At 75.0% G+C, this 16,031-nt stretch carries 15 protein-coding genes; 10 read left to right on the forward strand and 5 right to left on the reverse strand.

The features are described 5' to 3' along the window. Positions 1-29: 29 nt before the first annotated feature. Positions 30-467: a DUF6086 family protein gene (locus ACH4OA_RS13215; protein ID WP_397968982.1), complete on the reverse strand. Its 438-nt coding sequence runs from the start codon at positions 465-467 to the stop codon at positions 30-32. A 142-nt stretch (positions 468-609) separates the two neighbouring features. Here ACH4OA_RS13215 and ACH4OA_RS13220 point away from each other — a divergent pair, with 142 nt between their 5' ends. Next, entirely contained in the window at positions 610-1,320 is a 711-nt protein-coding gene (locus tag ACH4OA_RS13220; protein WP_397943134.1) for a peptidyl-tRNA hydrolase, read from the forward strand. A 139-nt stretch (positions 1,321-1,459) separates the two neighbouring features. On the opposite strand, the gene ACH4OA_RS13225 is transcribed toward ACH4OA_RS13220, so the two are convergent. Further along, positions 1,460-2,191 carry a winged helix-turn-helix domain-containing protein gene (locus tag ACH4OA_RS13225; RefSeq protein WP_397968983.1) on the reverse strand — a complete coding sequence of 244 codons (732 nt, stop codon included), beginning with the start codon at positions 2,189-2,191 and terminating at the stop codon, positions 1,460-1,462. 68 nt (positions 2,192-2,259) lie between these two features. Here ACH4OA_RS13225 and ACH4OA_RS13230 point away from each other — a divergent pair, with 68 nt between their 5' ends. The 5 genes from ACH4OA_RS13230 to ACH4OA_RS13250 all read left to right on the forward strand — a co-directional run bounded on the left by ACH4OA_RS13230 (position 2,260) and on the right by ACH4OA_RS13250 (position 8,340). After that, positions 2,260-2,913, forward strand: a complete 654-nt coding sequence (locus ACH4OA_RS13230) for a flavin reductase family protein (protein ID WP_397968985.1) — start codon at positions 2,260-2,262, stop codon at positions 2,911-2,913. 251 nt (positions 2,914-3,164) lie between these two features. Beyond that, entirely contained in the window at positions 3,165-4,574 is a 1,410-nt protein-coding gene (locus tag ACH4OA_RS13235) for a DUF692 domain-containing protein (RefSeq protein ID WP_397968987.1), read from the forward strand. 281 nt (positions 4,575-4,855) lie between these two features. Further along, positions 4,856-5,626 (forward strand): DUF4142 domain-containing protein, encoded by a 771-nt coding sequence (locus tag ACH4OA_RS13240; RefSeq protein ID WP_397968989.1) that lies wholly within the window; start codon positions 4,856-4,858, stop codon positions 5,624-5,626. A gap of 84 nt (positions 5,627-5,710) precedes the next feature. After that, entirely contained in the window at positions 5,711-6,490 is a 780-nt protein-coding gene (locus tag ACH4OA_RS13245; protein ID WP_397968991.1) for a TIGR04222 domain-containing membrane protein, read from the forward strand. A gap of 170 nt (positions 6,491-6,660) precedes the next feature. After that, positions 6,661-8,340 carry an alpha/beta hydrolase gene (locus tag ACH4OA_RS13250; RefSeq protein WP_397968992.1) on the forward strand — a complete coding sequence of 560 codons (1,680 nt, stop codon included), beginning with the start codon at positions 6,661-6,663 and terminating at the stop codon, positions 8,338-8,340. 66 nt (positions 8,341-8,406) lie between these two features. On the opposite strand, the gene hemQ is transcribed toward ACH4OA_RS13250, so the two are convergent. Further along, positions 8,407-9,138, reverse strand: a complete 732-nt coding sequence (gene hemQ, locus ACH4OA_RS13255) for a hydrogen peroxide-dependent heme synthase (protein ID WP_365871116.1) — start codon at positions 9,136-9,138, stop codon at positions 8,407-8,409. A 5-nt stretch (positions 9,139-9,143) separates the two neighbouring features. Further along, complete coding sequence (hemG, locus tag ACH4OA_RS13260; protein WP_397968994.1) at positions 9,144-10,595, reverse strand: protoporphyrinogen oxidase; 1,452 nt, start codon at positions 10,593-10,595, stop codon at positions 9,144-9,146. A 101-nt stretch (positions 10,596-10,696) separates the two neighbouring features. On the opposite strand from hemG, the gene ACH4OA_RS13265 reads away from it, so the two are divergent. Together ACH4OA_RS13265 and ACH4OA_RS13270 are read left to right on the forward strand one after the other, a co-directional pair. Then, positions 10,697-12,097 carry an FAD-dependent oxidoreductase gene (locus ACH4OA_RS13265; RefSeq protein WP_397968995.1) on the forward strand — a complete coding sequence of 467 codons (1,401 nt, stop codon included), beginning with the start codon at positions 10,697-10,699 and terminating at the stop codon, positions 12,095-12,097. Positions 12,098-12,191: 94 nt separating this feature from the next. Further along, positions 12,192-13,016 carry a rhomboid family intramembrane serine protease gene (locus tag ACH4OA_RS13270; RefSeq protein WP_397943148.1) on the forward strand — a complete coding sequence of 275 codons (825 nt, stop codon included), beginning with the start codon at positions 12,192-12,194 and terminating at the stop codon, positions 13,014-13,016. A gap of 1 nt (position 13,017) precedes the next feature. Here ACH4OA_RS13270 and hemE read toward each other — a convergent pair whose 3' ends face one another. Beyond that, positions 13,018-14,085: a uroporphyrinogen decarboxylase gene (gene hemE / locus ACH4OA_RS13275; RefSeq protein ID WP_365871108.1), complete on the reverse strand. Its 1,068-nt coding sequence runs from the start codon at positions 14,083-14,085 to the stop codon at positions 13,018-13,020. An 86-nt stretch (positions 14,086-14,171) separates the two neighbouring features. Here hemE and ACH4OA_RS13280 point away from each other — a divergent pair, with 86 nt between their 5' ends. Further along, positions 14,172-14,843 (forward strand): DUF3000 domain-containing protein, encoded by a 672-nt coding sequence (locus ACH4OA_RS13280; protein ID WP_365871106.1) that lies wholly within the window; start codon positions 14,172-14,174, stop codon positions 14,841-14,843. Between the two features lie 258 nt (positions 14,844-15,101). Further along, positions 15,102-15,761, forward strand: a complete 660-nt coding sequence (locus ACH4OA_RS13285) for a response regulator transcription factor (protein ID WP_365871104.1) — start codon at positions 15,102-15,104, stop codon at positions 15,759-15,761. Positions 15,762-16,031: the final 270 nt, after the last annotated feature.

A 16,031-nucleotide genomic window follows, 5' to 3' on the forward strand; every position in this document is an offset into this window, starting at 1 on the left:
GTCCGGGGTGCCGCCGGCCGCGTCCCGGCTCAGCGGGCCATGCCCCGGCCGAGTTCCGCCGCCCGGGCCCGCACCGCCGCGGCCCACGCGCCCCCGTCCGCCGGCCCCGAGACGCCGGCCGCCGAGACCTGCACATCCACCGCGGGGCCGTCCGGGAACGCCGCGAGCCGGGCCCAGTCGACGGCGATCCCGGCGCGCTCGGCGAGGGCGACGACGACGCCGACGAAACCCTCGCCGAGGGCCAGGACGACGGCGTGGCCGGTCCGCCGGTGCCAGGCGAGGAGGGCGTGCACGAAGACCGCGAACGCCTCCGGGTCGATCCGGCACTCGTCGTTCTCCATCGGCCCGAAGCCGGACGGCAGGTCCAGTTCGGCCTCGAAGACCGCGACCTGCCGCAGGAAGAGCCGCGCGGCCCCGTTGGACGGGTTCCACAGCGTCTCGTCACCGATGTCGAAGTACTGGCTCACGCGCGCTCGCTCCCCGTCCGGCCGCGGCTCCCTCCGGCCGGGCCGGGTCAGCGTAGCCCGCGGGGGGTCCGCCGGTCGCCGGGGTTTCCCTCGGGGCCCGCGCGTTGATCGGGCCGCCCGCGGCTTCGTAGGCTGGGCTCCCGTGAGCCACGATCCCGCACCCGCGCCCGCCCGCCCCGCACCCGACGCCCGCGACGAGGCGCCGCAGTTCGTGCTGCCGCTCGTCGTCCGCATCGAGCGCGGCGACCCGCCCGCCCGTACCGACGCGCTGGAGACGGCCGCCCGGGCCGTGCTCACCCTGCTCGGCGACGAGCGGGCACACGAGGGCGGGGAGTGGGCCGAGGCGGTGCGGAACTGGGAGGACGCCCGCATCAGGAAGGTGGTCCGGCGGGCCCGCGGCGCCGAGTGGCGGCGCGCCGAGGCACTGCCCGGGATCACCCTGACCGGCAAGTCGGCACAGGTCCGGGTCTTCCCGCCCGTCCCGCTGGACGGCTGGCCCAAGGACCTGGCGAAGCTCCAGGTGTCCGGCACCGAACTGGACGACCCGGAGCCGCCGGCGGCCGCCGACCCGGCCGCCGAGCCGGTGCTCTGGCTCAACCCGGAGCTGGAGATGTCGGCCGGCAAGGCGATGGCGCAGGCCGGCCACGGCGCCCAGTTGGCCTGGTGGGCGCTGTCCGGGGCGGAGCGCGCCGCGTGGCGGGACGCCGGCTACCCGCTGGCCGTCCGCACGGCCGCCCCGGCCGACTGGCCGCGCCTGACCACGAGCGGCCTGCCGGTGGTCCGCGACGCCGGCTTCACGGAGATCGCCCCGGGTTCCTGCACGGTGGCGGCGGACCACCCGGCACTGCGCTGAGCCGGGCCTGCGGGGGCTCCCGGCCCCACCCGGTGACGGTTGGTCAGGCTCGGCGGAAGGAGCGTGTCTCGGCCACGCCGACCTGTGCGGCGGCATGAGGCGCGAGTAATGACGGTGTCCGACCGGGTGGGAGCGGTGTTCATCTCCCCGTAGCCCCAGTAGGGCGCATCTCCTCGGACAGGCCGAGGTGGTCCCGAAGCGCGCGCCAGCCGATCTCGGTGAGAGCGACGGCGCGGCTGGTGCCGATCCGGGTGATCCACCCGGAGCCGAAGGCGTGACGGCACAGGGCCGCACCGACGGCGCCGGCCATATGTGGGCGGCGTTCGGTCCAGTCCAGGCACGAGCGGACGGGCGGACGCCGTGTGGCGGGCGGCAGCACGATGCCGAGGTCGGCCAGCCAGGCGACCCCGTCGCCGGTGAGCGTCGGCCCCTGCTCCCAGTCCAGCAGCCCGCGGTCGGTCATCGCCTCGGTGATGGCGACCCCGAGGGCGCCCGCAAGGTGGTCGTAGCACGTCCGGGCGCGGGCCAGCGCCCGACTCCGATTCACAGCGGGCAGTGAGCGTGGCGGAGTGACGCGCCGGGGCGCCATGGAGGCAAGGGTCTCGATCAGTCGGGCCGTCTCGGGATCGGCGAGGCGGACGTAGCGATGACGACCCTGACGCTCCTGGGCGAGCAATCCCCCGCCGACCAGGAGGTTCAGGTGTTCGGTCGCGGTCGAGGCGGCCACCCCGGCATGACGCGCCAACTCGGTCGCGGTCCATGCCCGGCCGTCCAGCAGGGCCAGGCAGAAACTCGCGCGGGTGCCGTCCGCCAGGAGTCCGGCCAGAGCGGCCAGGTCCGGACCTTCCACGTGCGCGTCACGGTCTCTCATGGTCGTCCATCATTCCCCGGCGATCCTTCGGCGAGGGCCGAAGAGTCCTCACTCTACGGTCGGCTCTCATGAACACCGCGACACCCGGCACCACGCCCGACGGCACGTCGGCCGCCCATGTGGCCGTCGAGCCGAGCATCCTGTACTTCGGCACGCCGGTCGTCTTGCTCTCGACAGAGAACGAGAACGGCTCCTTCAACCTGGCGCCGATGTCCTCGGCCTGGGCACTCGGCCACGTCATCGTCCTCGGTCTGGGCCCCGAGGGACAGACCGCGCACAATCTCCGCAGCCGACCCGATCTCGTGGTCAACCTCCCCGCGCCGGCCCAGTGGCCGGCGGTGGAGCGGCTGGCGCCGCTGACCGGACGCACGCCGATACCCGTGGAAAAGCGCGGCGCCTTCCGTTTCGAGCCGGACAAGTTCGCCGCCGCCGGCCTGCGACCCGAACACTCCGAGCTGGTCAGGCCCCCCAGGGCCGCCGAATGCCCCCTCCAGCTGGAGGCCCGCGCCGCACGGGTGCAACCCGATGCTTCCGGGACCTTCCTCATCGTCGAAGCCCAAGTGCTCAAGGTCCACGCCGACCCGCGCATCGTCGTCCCCGGCTCCCAGCACATCGACCCGGCCGCCTGGAGCCCACTGATCTACAACTTCCGCCACTACTACGGACTGGGCCCTGAACTCGGCCACAGCTTCCGCTCCCGTACACCCCGGCGAAGCCACTGACCGACCTCGAAGCCGGTAGACGGTCAAGGAGGATCGAAGCCGGGCCGCCACCGGCAACCCGGAGATCATGGTCAAGTCCGGATCGCCCGGAGGTGGCCGGGGCCCCGGTCCCCTCCGCCGCCGGACCGCGTTGCAGCGTGGAACCTCAAATGTTGCTCTGAACGCCCTCCGAGACGTGGTTCGCTGCCGGTCGGCCGGGCCATAGTGCCCTCACCCGACGCACGCGTACGGGGCGAGGAGGGGGAGGCGGCATGCGGGGACTGGGGACCGGGATCGGGTGGCGGCCGGAGATCGCGGACGCGGTGGAGGCGATGCCGGGCATCGACTGGGTGGAGGTCGTGGCGGAGAACGTCTGCCCCGGTCATCTGCCCGCGTCGCTGCTGCGGCTGCGCGAGCGCGGGGTGACCGTGATCCCGCACGGTGTCTCCCTCGGCCTCGGCGGCGCGGACCGCCCCGACGAGGGACGGCTGACGGCGCTCGCCGAGCGGGCGGAGGCGCTCGGCGCCCCGCTGGTCACCGAGCACATCGCCTTCGTCCGGGCGGGCGGCGCGCTCACCGCCTCCCCCGCGCTGGAGGCCGGCCACCTGCTGCCCGTGCCGCGCACCCGGGACGCGCTGGACGTGCTGTGCGAGAACGTCCGGATCGCCCAGGAGGCGCTGCCGGTGCCGCTGGCGCTGGAGAACATCGCCGCGCTGTTCTCCTGGCCGGGCGAGGAGCTGACGGAGGGGCAGTTCCTGTCCGAGCTGGTGGAGCGGACCGGCGTACGGCTGCTGATCGACGTGGCCAACCTGCACACCAACCACGTCAACCGGGGAGAGGACCCGGCCGAGGAGCTGGCCGCGCTGCCCCTGGAGGCGCTCGCCTACGTCCATGTCGCGGGCGGTGTCGAACGCGACGGGGTCTGGCACGACAGCCACGCCCATCCCGTGCCGCGCCCGGTGCTCGACATCCTGACCGGCCTCGCCGCCCGGGTGGCACCACCCGGCGTACTGCTGGAACGGGACGAGAACTTCCCGGAACCGGCGGAACTGGAAGGCGAGCTGACCGCGATCCGCCGGGCCGTGGCGGCCGGCCGGGCACGGGCAGCGGACAGCCGGGCACGGGCAGCGGACGGCCGGGCACGGGCAGCGGACGGCCGGGCACGGGCAGCGGACGGCGCGTCCGCCGGGGTCCCGGCGGGGGCGGACACCGCCGGCACGGAGGCCGAGGGCACCGGGGTGCCGGCGGGGGCGGTGGCCGGGGCGCGCGAGCGGCTCGGGGTGGCCCAGGCCGCCGTGCTGTCGTCGCTGGTGGCGGGGACGCCGGTGCCGGAGGGCTTCGACCGGGTCCGGATGGGGGTGCAGGCCCGCACGCTCGCGGCGAAGCGCGCGGACGTGGTGGCCAAGGTGGCACCCGAACTGCCGGTGATCCTCGGCCCCGACTACCGGGAGACGTTCCTGGAGTACGCCCGGCGGCGCCCGATGACCGGCGGCTACCGCCGGGACGCGCTCGACTTCGCCGGACAGCTCCTGGACCGGGGCCGGCCCTCCACGCCGGACACGCGCCGGGCGCTGCGGGAATGGTGGCTGGACCGGGCGGGCCCGGCCCCGCGCAAACAGCGCCTCACCGCCCGGCTGCTGCACCGCCGGGGCACTGCGCAGAACGTCCGGAGCAGCGCGTAGAACGTCCGGGGCGCTGCGTGCAACGTCCGGGGCAGCGCGTAGAACGTCCGGCACTGCGCAGAACGTCCGGGCCAGCGCGGGCGAGGGCCGTTCCGCCGGGGGTGCGGGCAACCGCGGCGGCCGGCCACAGCGCACCCGCACCCCGCCCCGGGTCCGCGTCCCGCCCCCGGCCCGGCGGTGTCCCGTCCCGCTCCCGCGCCGCGAGAACCCTCGTGGCGCACCAGTACTATGCCAACCCCGCACCCGCCCCCAGTTCCCCGGCGTGCGGTGCAGGAGGCACCATGCGACCGCGTCCCCCCGTCACCGGCCGAGGCGTGTTCAGCGGCACCGGGCTGATCGTCACCGCCCTCGCGGCCACCGCCGCGGCCCTGCTCGTGCCGCTGTGGTTTTACGCCGGCCGGCCGGACCCGGCGGCCGCGAGCCCCCGGAGCGCGCGCACGGTGACGACGCCGTACGGCCCGCTGTCCGCCGCGGACCGGGACTTCGTCACCAAGGTCCGGCTGGCCGGACTGTGGGAGCTGCCGGCCGGGGAACTGGCCGAGCGCAAGGGCACGACAGCGGCGGTCCGCACGGCCGGCCGGCACCTCGTCGACGGCCACACCGCCCTGGACGCCCATGTCCGCACCGTCGCCCTCCAGCTCGGCGTGCCGCTGCCCAACGAGCCGAACGCGCAGCAGAAACAGTGGCTCGCCACCCTGGAGGCGGCCGGCGGCCAGGACTTCGACCGGCGGTTCGCCGGTCTGCTGCGGCTGGCCCACGGCCGGGTGTTCTCGCTGGTCGCCCAGATCCGGGCCGGAACCCAGAACTCCCTGGTCCGCGATCTCGCCGACGACGCCAACGCGACCGTCCTTGACCACATCAGGGTCCTGGAGGCGACGGGCTACGTCGACTTCGCCGCGCTGGCGAGGGAGCTGGCGGTCTCCGCCTCCCCGGTGCCGGCCCCGCCCGCGGCCGATCCGGGCGCCGCCGTCCCCGTCGTACCGTCCTCGGGCGAGCCGTCCTCCCCGCCCCCGGCCGCCGGTGCCTCGCCGCGCCCTGACCGGCAGGGGTAACGGAACGCCACATACCGGTCACCGGGCGTCCGGATCGTGAACAGGCCATGGCGTTCGCCCTGGTTCCTGGCATACAAACACGTCATGTTCTGGGTCCTTCTCCTGCTCCTGGCCTGGGGTTTCGCCGGTACGGCCTGCGCCCGTCTGTGTCTGGCGGCCGTGCGCGCGGCCGCCGCGGACGCGCGGGACGCAACCGTGGACGGCGCGCGCGAGCTGTCGCTGTACGAGGCGGCGTTCCTCGCCGGCGGCCCCGCCCGGGTCGCCGAGGTGACCCTCGTCTCCATGGCCCGCCAGCGCCGGCTGCTGCTCGCGCACACCGGCTGGGCCACGGTCGTGGACCCGCGCGGCCGGGACGAGATGGAACGATCCGTCATAGGGGCCATCGGGCCCGCCGGTCAGTCGCGGATCGCGGCGGCGCGGGCGCGGGCGGCCGGCGCCGAGGCGGTGCGCCGGCTGGCCGACGGCCTGGTCCGCGCGGGCCTCGCGGTGCCGGAGGGCGCGGGGACGACGGTGGGATCCGCCGTCCGCCGGGTGCGGGCCGCCGCGCCCGCGGTGGCCGTGCTGGGTGTCACCGCCGTCCTGCTGCCCGTCCCGAGCGGGACGCCGCGCACGCTGGTCGGCGCGTGGTTCGCGCTGCCTCTGGCCCTGGTGCTGAGCTGTCTGGCCATCGCCCGGTTCGAGATGCATCCCTACCCGCGCCGGGCCTCGCCGGCCGGGCAGCGGCTGCTGAGCGCGCTGCCCGGGCGGCCGGCCGGCGACGAGCGGTCCTTCCTCACCTCGGTCGCCGTCCGCGGGGTCCGCGCGATCGGCGAGCCGGAACTGCGCGCGGCCTTCGCCCACCGCGACCGGCCCGGCTCCGAGTGAGCCTGGGGGACGGCGGGAGCGCGGCGGACCGCGGGGGCGCGTAGGGGGCATTGGCGCCGACACCGGCCGGGCGGTGCTTGCCTTCCGGCACCGCCGTACGAAACATCCCTTCTGTCGCCGCCGGGCCGTGGCAGCCGTGCCATCGCCGCCGCGCACCGAAGGGATACGCGATGAAAGCCGCCGCCCGCTGCTCGGCCGCCGGGTCCTTGCTGCTGACCTCCCTGATCGCGGCCCCGGCGGGCGGCGCGTCCGGCGCCCCGGGCACTCCGGCCGCGGGCTCGGCCGAGCTGCGCGGCACCGCGGTGGCCGTGGCCCGCGCCCGCGCGGCCGGCATCGACTTCGGCCCGTGCGCCCCGGCCGACGCGCCCGGCACCCCGGCCGGGGTGCGGTGCGGCACGGTGAGCGTCCCGCTGGACTACGCCCACCCGGACGGCCGGCAGATCAAGCTGACCGTCAGCCGCGCCCGGGCCAGCCAGAAGGACCCGCACAACAGCAAGCGCAAGGTGCCCCGGCAGGGCGCCCTGGTCTTCAACCCGGGCGGCCCCGGCGCCACCGGCATGTACTTCCCGCTGATCGGCGCCGTCCCGAAGTGGCAGCGGATCGCCGCCGCCTACGACCTCGTCGGCTACGCCCCGCGCGGGGTGGGCCGCTCGGCGCCGCTGTCCTGCGAGGACCCCGCGCGGTTCTTCAAGGCGCCCACCGCGTCACCGGAGCACCCCTCGGAGTCGTACAAGCGGCAGCGCATCGCCCAGGCGAAGGCGTACGCGCGCGGCTGCGCCCGACGCTCCGGGGACCGGCTGCGGTTCTACACCTCGCTCGCCAACGCCCGGGACCTGGACGTCCTGCGGGCCGCGCTGGGCGAGGACCGGCTGACCTACCTGGGCGCGTCGTACGGCACCTACTTCGGCGCGCTGTACGCGGCGATGTTCCCCTCGCACGTGCGGCGCATGGTGCTGGACGCGCCGGTGGACCCGGACCCGCGGGAGATCTGGTACCGCGGCAACCTGGAGCAGTCGGCGGCGTTCGAGGAGCGCTGGGCGGACTTCCGGGACTGGGCCGCCCGGCACGACGACGTGTACCGGCTCGGCGCCACGCCCGCCGCGGTGCAGCGCTCCTACGACACCGCGCGCGAGCGGCTGGCCGGACGGGCGGCGGGCGGGAAGGTGGGCCCCGGCCAGTTGCAGAACGTGTTCCTGTCGGCCGGGTACTACGACGACTTCTGGCCGAGCCGGGCCGCGGCGTTGTCGGCGTACCTGCGCGGCGACCCGGGGCCGCTGGTCCGGCTGGGCACGCCGGACCCGGCGACGGCCACCGAGGCGGAGAACGCCGGCGCGGTGTACACGGCCGTCGAGTGCAACGACGCGCCCTGGCCCACGGACTGGCGGGTGTGGGACCGCGACAACACCCGGCTCGCCCGGGTGGCGCCCTTCGAGACCTGGGACAACGCGTGGATGAACCTGCCGTGCGCCTACTGGCCGGCGCCCCGGCAGCGGCCGCTGGACGTGCGGACCGGGCCGGGCGAGCTGCCGCCGGTGCTGATCCTGGCGGCCGAGCGGGACGCGGCGGCGCCGTACCAGGGCGCGCTGGAGCTGAGGCGGCGGCTGGCCGGCTCGGTGCTGGTGACGGAACGGGACGCGGGGACGCACGGCACCGCCGGCGGGCCCAACGGCTGCGTCAACGGGCATCTGCACGCGTACCTGCTGGAGGGCCGGCTGCCGGCGCGGCACGCGTTCTGCGCGCCGCGCCCGGAACCGGTCGCCTCCGGCGGTCCGGCCGGCGCAACCGCTCAGCGGGACGGCCTGGCGGCCGAGGCCGGCGGGCGCCGGACCGCCCGCGGGGGCGGCGCTTGACCCCGCGGGGCGGCTCGGGGCGCGCCGTGGCTTCCCGCGCCGCTCCCCGCGCCCCTTCGGGCCGTCTCAGGCGAGGGTCGCCACCAGGTCCGCGATGTTCTTGCGGCGGCCCGTGAAGAACGGGACCTCCTCGCGGACGTGCCTGCGGGCCTCGGAGGCGCGCAGGTGGCGCATGAGGTCGACGATGCGGTGCAGCTCGTCGGCCTCGAAGGCGAGGACCCACTCGTAGTCGCCGAGGGAGAACGAGGCGACCGTGTTGGCGCGCACGTCCGGGTAGCCGCGGGCCATCTTGCCGTGGTCGGCGAGCATGCGGCGGCGGTCCTCGTCGGGCAGCAGGTACCACTCGTAGGAGCGCACGAACGGGTAGACGCTCACATAGTCGCGGGGCGTCTCGTCGGCGAGGAACGCCGGGATGTGCGAGCGGTTGAACTCGGCCGGGCGGTGCAGCGCCATGTTCGACCAGACCGGCTCCAGGGCGCGGCCCAGCCTCGTGCGGCGGAAGAGGTTGTACGCCTCCTGGAGCTGGTCGCTGGTCTCGGCGTGCCACCAGATCATGAGGTCGGCGTCGGCGCGCAGGCCCGAGATGTCGTAGGTGCCGCGGACGGTCACGTCCTTGGCTGCGAGCTGGTCGAACAGCTCCTGGACCTCGTCGGCGTATCCCGCGCGGTCCTCCGGCAGCACGTCCTTCAGCTTGAAGACCGACCAGAGGGTGTAGCGGATGACCTCGTTGAGGTCCTTGGCCAGCTTGCCCTTGTTCGGGATCCTGCCGGACTCGGTGGTGGGGGCGTCGTCACTCATGGCCCCTATTCTCCCGCGCCGCCGTGCAGGCTCTGCACCGGGTTGGCCGTCAGCTCCCGCACCCCGCGCGCGTCGCCGCCGAGCTGGTCGACGGCCGCGTACGCGCTCGCCACGCACGCCGGGATGCCGACGCCGTCGTACTGCGCGCCGCACACCGCGAGCCTGGGCAGCCCGGCGATCCGCTCGCGGACGCGGGCCACGCGCGCGTGGTGTCCGACCGGGTACTGCGGCAGGCCGTCGGTCCAGCGGGTGACCCGGGTGCGGACCGGCGCGGCGTCCAGGCCGGTGGCCTCCCGCAGGTCGTGCCGGGAGACCTCCACCAGGCCGGCGTCGTCCCGGCCGAGGATCTCCGTCTCGCCATAGCGGCCCACGGAGGTGCGCAGCACCAGCAGGTCCGGGTCCTCCTCGGCGATCCAGCCCCACTTGTGGGAGGCGAAGGTGGACGCCTTGATGGTGCGGCCGTCGACGGGCGGGACGAGGAAGCCGCTGCCCTCGGGCAGACGCACGTCGGCGCGCCGGTAGGCGAGGGTGACCAGGGCCATGGAGGCGTACTCGACGGCGGCCAGCTCGGCGGCGGCGCCCGGGGACTCGGCGCGCAGCAGCGCGGCGGCGGCCGGCGCGGGTACGGCGACGATCACCGCGTCGGCGCGCAGCACCCGCTCCCCCGCGGTGATCCGCCAGCCGGCCGGCTCCCTGCGCAGTTCCCGGGCGGGCGTGCCGGTGAGGATCTCGCCGCCCCGGGCGCGCACCGACTCGGCGACCGCGAGCGGCAGCCGGCCGACCCCGCCGGCGATGCCCATGAACACCGGCCCGGTCCGCTGCTGTGCCGCGGTCTGCGCCTGGATCTCGCGGACGCCCTCGGTGAGGGAGGCGTGGGCACGGGCGGCCTGGAAGAGCTGCGGGACGGCCGAGCGCATCGAGATCCGGTACGCGTCGCCCGCGTACACCCCGCCGAGCAGGGGTTCGACCAGCCGGTCGACGACCTCGCGGCCGAGCCGGACCGCCACGTACTCCCCGACGGCCACGTCGTCGCCGATCTCGGTGCGGGGCAGGCCGGCGTCGCGCTCGATGCGGGCCACGCCCTCGTCGGAGAGGACGCCGCGGAGCGCGGCGGCGGTGCCGGGCACGCCCATGACATGGCCCTTGGGCATGGGCCGCAGGGCGCCCCGGGTCCAGATCGAGGCGGTCGCGGTGGCGGGCGGCTGGAGCGCCGCGCCGAGCCCGGCCTCGCGCGCGAGGGCGACCGCCTCGGGGCGGCGGGCCAGCATCGACTCCGCGCCCAGGTCGACCCGTACGCCGGCGATCTCGCCGGGCAGCAGCTTGCCGCCGACCCGGCCGGCGGCCTCCAGGACGGTCACCCGCGCTCCGCGCCCGAGCAGCCGGTGCGCGGCGGCCAGCCCGGCGATGCCGGCCCCGATGACGACGACGTGCCCCAGATCCTCACCCGTTGTGCTCATGTCCCCACTCTCTCAGACCCCGCGGGACCGCCCTCGGGGACCCGGCCGGGGACGACAGGGGCGGCCGGGAGCGGGCGGGGCGCTGCCCGTAGCGTGTGCCCATGAGCATGAGCGGTGCGCGGGGCGGCGGCGGAGAGCGACTGGTCGTGATCGGCGGTGACGCCGCGGGGATGTCCGCGGCGTCGCAGGCGCGGCGGCTGAGGGGTCCGGACGAGCTGGAGATCGTGGCCTTCGAGCGCGGTCACTTCGCCTCGTTCTCGGCGTGCGGCATCCCGTACTGGGTGGGCGGCGAGGTCCCGGAGCGGGACCGGCTGATCGCCCGTACGCCCGAGGAGCACCGCGCGCGGGACATCGACCTGCGGATGCGCACGGAGGTCACGGAGATCGACGTGGCCGGGCAGCGGGTACGCGCGCGCCACGTCGATTCCGGCGCCGAGTCCTGGACGCCGTACGACAAGCTGGTGATCGCCACGGGTGCCCGCCCGGTCCGCCCGGACCTGCCCGGCGTGGACGCTCCCGGCGTGCACGGTGTGCAGACCCTCGACGACGGCCAGGCCCTGCTGGACACGCTGGGGCGCACGCGGGGCCGCCGGGCCGTGGTCGTCGGGGCCGGCTACATCGGCGTCGAGATGGCCGAGGCGCTGATCAACCGGGGTTTCGAGGTGACCGTCGTCAACCGCGGCAAGGAGCCGATGTCGACGCTCGACCCGGACATGGGCCGGCTGGTGCACCGGGCGATGGAGGGCCTGGGGATCACCATGGTGAACGACGCCGAGGTGACCCGGGTGCTCACCGGCGAGGACGGCCGGGTCCGCGCGGTGGCCACGCAGGACGCCGCCTACCCGGCGGACGTGGTGATCCTGGGCATCGGCGTCCGCCCGGAGACCGCCCTCGCGCGGGCGGCCGGGCTGCCGCTGGGCGCGCACGGCGGTCTGCTCACCGACCTCGCGATGCGGGTGCGCGGGCAGGAGAACATCTGGGCGGGCGGCGACTGCGTGGAGGTGCTGAACCTGGTCTCCGGGCAGGAGCAGTACGTCCCGCTGGGCACCCACGCCAACAAGCACGGCCAGGTCATCGGCACCAACGCCGGCGGCGGGTACGCCACCTTCCCCGGTGTCGTCGGCACCGCCGTGAGCAAGGTGTGCGACCTGGAGATCGCCCGCACCGGTCTGCGGGAGAAGGACGCCCGCCGGGTGGGCCTGCGGTTCGAGACGGTCACCGTGGAGTCGACCAGCCGCGCCGGCTACTACCCCGGTGCCGCCCCGATGACGGTGAAGATGCTCGCCGAGACCCGTACGGGCCGGCTGCTCGGGGTGCAGATCGTCGGCAGGGAAGGCGCGGCGAAGCGGGTCGACATCGCGGCGGTGGCGCTGACCGCGCGGCTGACGGTGGAACAGATGACATCCCTGGACCTGGGGTACGCCCCGCCGTTCTCACCGGTGTGGGACCCGGTGCTGGTGGCCGCACGGAAGGCCACGGCGAAGGTGCGGGAGGCCGGGTAGCGGTCCGCAGCGTGCCGGGCCGGCTGTGGTCCGGCCCACGCCCGCCCGGCGGTGGGCACCGGTTCGCCCGTCCGATCGGGGGCACACCTCCTGTGTGGTGATCCCCGTCCATGATGTGAACCCGGTGCGCCGCACGCCCTGGGTGACGTACGCGCTCATCGCCGCCAACGTGCTGGTGTTCCTCGGCATGCCCGGCATAGCGGCTTCCGTGACCGGCGGCGGCGACCTGGCACAGCTCTGCCGGCTGCGGGCGTTCATGGACCACTACGCGGCGGTGCCCCGGGAGCTGATCCACGATCAGCTGCCCCGGCTCGTGCCGACCGGACAGACCGGCGTGGGCCCGCACGGCCCGGGCTGTGTCGTGGCGCCGCCGGGCTACGACAAGTCGCCGGCGCTGTCGGTGTTCACCGCGATGTTCCTGCACGGCGGCTGGCCGCACCTGCTGGGCAACATGCTCTTCCTGCTGATCTTCGGCAACAACGTCGAGGACCGGATGGGCCACATCCGCTTCTTCCTCTTCTACGTCGTGTGCGGCTACGCGGCCGGATACGGCTTCGCGCTGCTCGACCCGGCCTCCCCGGACCCGCTGATCGGCGCGTCCGGGGCGATCGCCGGGGTGCTCGGCGCCTATCTGGTGCTGTATCCGCGGGCCAGGGTGTGGGTGCTGGTGCCGTTCCTGGTCTTCCTGCCGCTGCGGCTGCCCGCCTGGCTGGTGCTGGGCTTCTGGTTCGCACTCCAGGCGGTGTACTCCTCCGGGCACGGGGTGTCCGGCGCGGGCACGGTGGCGTACGCGGCGCACGTGGCCGGTTTCCTCGCGGGCATGCTGCTGGCCTGGCCGCTCAAGCCCGGCACGCCGCCCCCGCCGGAGCCGCCCGGCCTGCTGTTCGGCAGGCGCGCGCGGCCCCGCCCCACCTGGTGAGTCAGCGCGCGGTGGCGGTGTGGACGTACTCCGCGAGCCGGGTCAGGGCGTCCGGGTCGGTGTTCGGCGGGACGCCGTGGCCGAGGTTGAAGACGTGTCCCTCCAGGCCGGCGGCGGCGTCCAGCACCTCGCGGGTCTTGGCGGCGACGGTGTCCTTGTCGGTGAACAGGACGGTCGGGTCCAGGTTGCCCTGGAGTGCCTTGCCGGGGCCGACGCGGCGCTGCGCCTCGTCCAGCGGGACGCGCCAGTCGACGCCGACGACGTCCGCGCCGGCCTCGCCCATGAGGCCCAGCAGCTCACCGGTACCGACGCCGAAGTGGATGCGCGGGACGCCGTAGCCGGCGACCGCGTCGAAGACCTTCGCGGAGGCGGACATCACCGAGGTGCGGTAGTCGGCCGGGGCCAGGGCGCCGGCCCAGGAGTCGAAGAGCTGCACGGCGCTCGCGCCGGCCTCGATCTGCACCTTCAGGAAGGCGGCCGTGATGTCGGCGAGGCGGTCGAGCAGGTCGGCCCAGAGTGCGGGGTCGCCGTACATCATCGCCTTGGCGTTCTCGTACGTGCGGGACGGGCCGCCCTCGACCAGATAGCTCGCGAGGGTGAACGGCGCGCCCGCGAAGCCGATCAGCGGGGTGCCGCCCAGCTCGCGGGTGAGCAGGCCGACGGCCTCGGTGACGTACGGCACGTCCTCGGGGGTGAGGTCGCGCAGCCGGGCCAGGTCGGCGCGGGTGCGCACCGGCTGCTCCACGACCGGGCCGACTCCGGGCTTGATGTCGAGGTCGACGCCGATGGCCTTCAGCGGGACGACGATGTCGCTGTAGTAGATCGCCGCGTCCACGCCGTGCCGCCGCACGGGCTGGAGCGTGATCTCGGTGACCAGTTCGGGCCGGGTGCAGGACTCCAGCATGGCGACGCCCTCGCGCACCTTGCGGTACTCGGGCAGGGAGCGGCCGGCCTGGCGCATGAACCACACGGGGGTGTGCGGCACGGGCTCGCGCCTGCACGCCTTGAGGAACGCGCTGTCGTACGTGGCGGCGGGCGGCTGGCCCGTGGAGGTGTCGTTGGCGGTCACGGGGCAAGTCTCGCATGACACCGGTGACCGGCGGCGCGGGGTGTCTTGCCCCGCACTCAGGCCCGCTTCCCCTTACTCTTCCCCGCATGGCTGCGGCTCAGGGACGACTGTCGGACGGCGCTGACGGAATGGACGACGCGGAGGACACCGCTCAGGGGCGGGCGGGCAGTTCGCTGCCGCCGGCCTTCCGGGCCGCGGTCGACGCGCTGCGGACGGCACGGCTGCGGCCGCAGGTCGAGGTGGAGCCGGTGCGCGCCCCGCAGCGGCTGGCGCCGTACGCGCACGCGCTGGAGGCGGTGGTGGTCGACGGGGAGCAGGAGCTGGCCGACGGCCGGCTGGTGCTGCTGCACGACCCGGCCGGGCACGAGGCGTGGCGGGGCACGTTCCGGCTGGTGACGCTGGTGCGGGCGGAGCTGGAGCCGGAGATGGCGGCCGATCCGCTGCTGCCGGAGGTGTGCTGGTCGTGGCTGACCGGGGCGCTCCAGGCGCGCGGGCTGGCCTTCGGCGAGGCGAGCGGCACGATCACGCGCGCGGGCTCGCACTACTTCGGCGGGCTGGCGGAGCGGCCGGCCGCCTCGCAGATCGAGATCCGCGCCTCGTGGACGCCGCGCGAGGGCCTGGGCGGCGTGCCGGACACCGCCGCGCACCTGGTGTCCTGGTGCGATCTGCTGGCGCAGGTCGCGGGCCTGCCGCCGGCGGGTCCCGGGGACGCGTCGGTGGTGACCCTGCCGCAGCGCCGGGGCCCGCAGTCCCGCTGAAACGGTCGCACGAAACGCCGTATTGACCATCTCTTTGTCGATACGGCCACTTTCTGTACTCGAATCGCACCAGCTCGAACCGATTCGATCTTCGGATGATCGATCGCGTGTCCGAATTGCACAGATTGTTACTCACTAGATCGTGATCACTCTCTAAAGGCGGACGAGTTTGCTGCCGAAGACGACTGTGACCTTGAAAGCACGGTTCGTCCCGGCTTCATCCCCCAAGCCGGCCCCGTCCCCCACCCAGGAGGCCTGGTGTCCGTTCTCCTTGAGCAACCCGCAAGCCTGGTCGCCTACCGCCCGAACAAGCCGACCGCCATGGTGGTCGTGGCCGATCCGCGCGTCCGCTCCACCGTCACCCGCCATCTGTGGGCGCTCGGCGTGCGCGATGTCATCGAAGCCTCGTCCATCGCGGAGGCTCGTCCCCGCATCGGCAACCCGCGCGACATCTGCGTCGCCGACGTCCACCTCCCCGACGGCTCCGGCCTCACCCTGCTGTCCGAGACCCGGGCCGCGGGCTGGCCCAACGGACTGGCCCTCTCCGCCGCCGACGACATCGGCGCGGTGCGCAACGCGCTGGCCGGCGGCGTCAAGGGCTACGTCGTCACCGGCACCCGCACCAACATCGGCCTGCCCCCCAGGCCCGGCGCCGCTCCCCTCGGCGCCGCCGCCCGTATGCACCGCCGCCCCCCGGGTGCCCCGAGCCACCCGGGCGGCTACCGGGAGCTGTCCGGACGCGAGGTCGAGGTGCTGCGACTGGTCGCGGAGGGCCAGTCGAACAAGGCGATCGGCGTGTCCATGGGCCTGTCCGCCCTCACCGTGAAGAGCCACCTGGCCCGCATCGCCCGCAAGCTGGGCACGGGCGACCGCGCCGGCATGGTGGCCGTGGCCCTGCGCACCGGAATCATCCACTGACCCCGCTCACCACTCCCCCTGCCGTGACCACCCGCCGACCCGATCCGCCGCCCCCGCACCGAGCCCACCCGTCGAGCCCATCGAGTTCACCGAGCCCACCGAGCCCATTCAGCCCGCCGAGCCCACCGAGCACCCCGTACCGCATTCGCCCACCGAGCCCGCCCGCTGCCCCCTTCGGCGCAATCCGCGTTCACCCGGGTGAAGCGGACCAGGCCCGGCACTGACTGGTTTACGCCCCTCCCGCGCCCGTCGGCGGAACGTTCCGTCGAC

This window comes from Streptomyces sp. NPDC017095, from assembly GCF_044332325.1.
Taxonomy (GTDB): Bacteria; Actinomycetota; Actinomycetes; order Streptomycetales; family Streptomycetaceae; genus Streptomyces.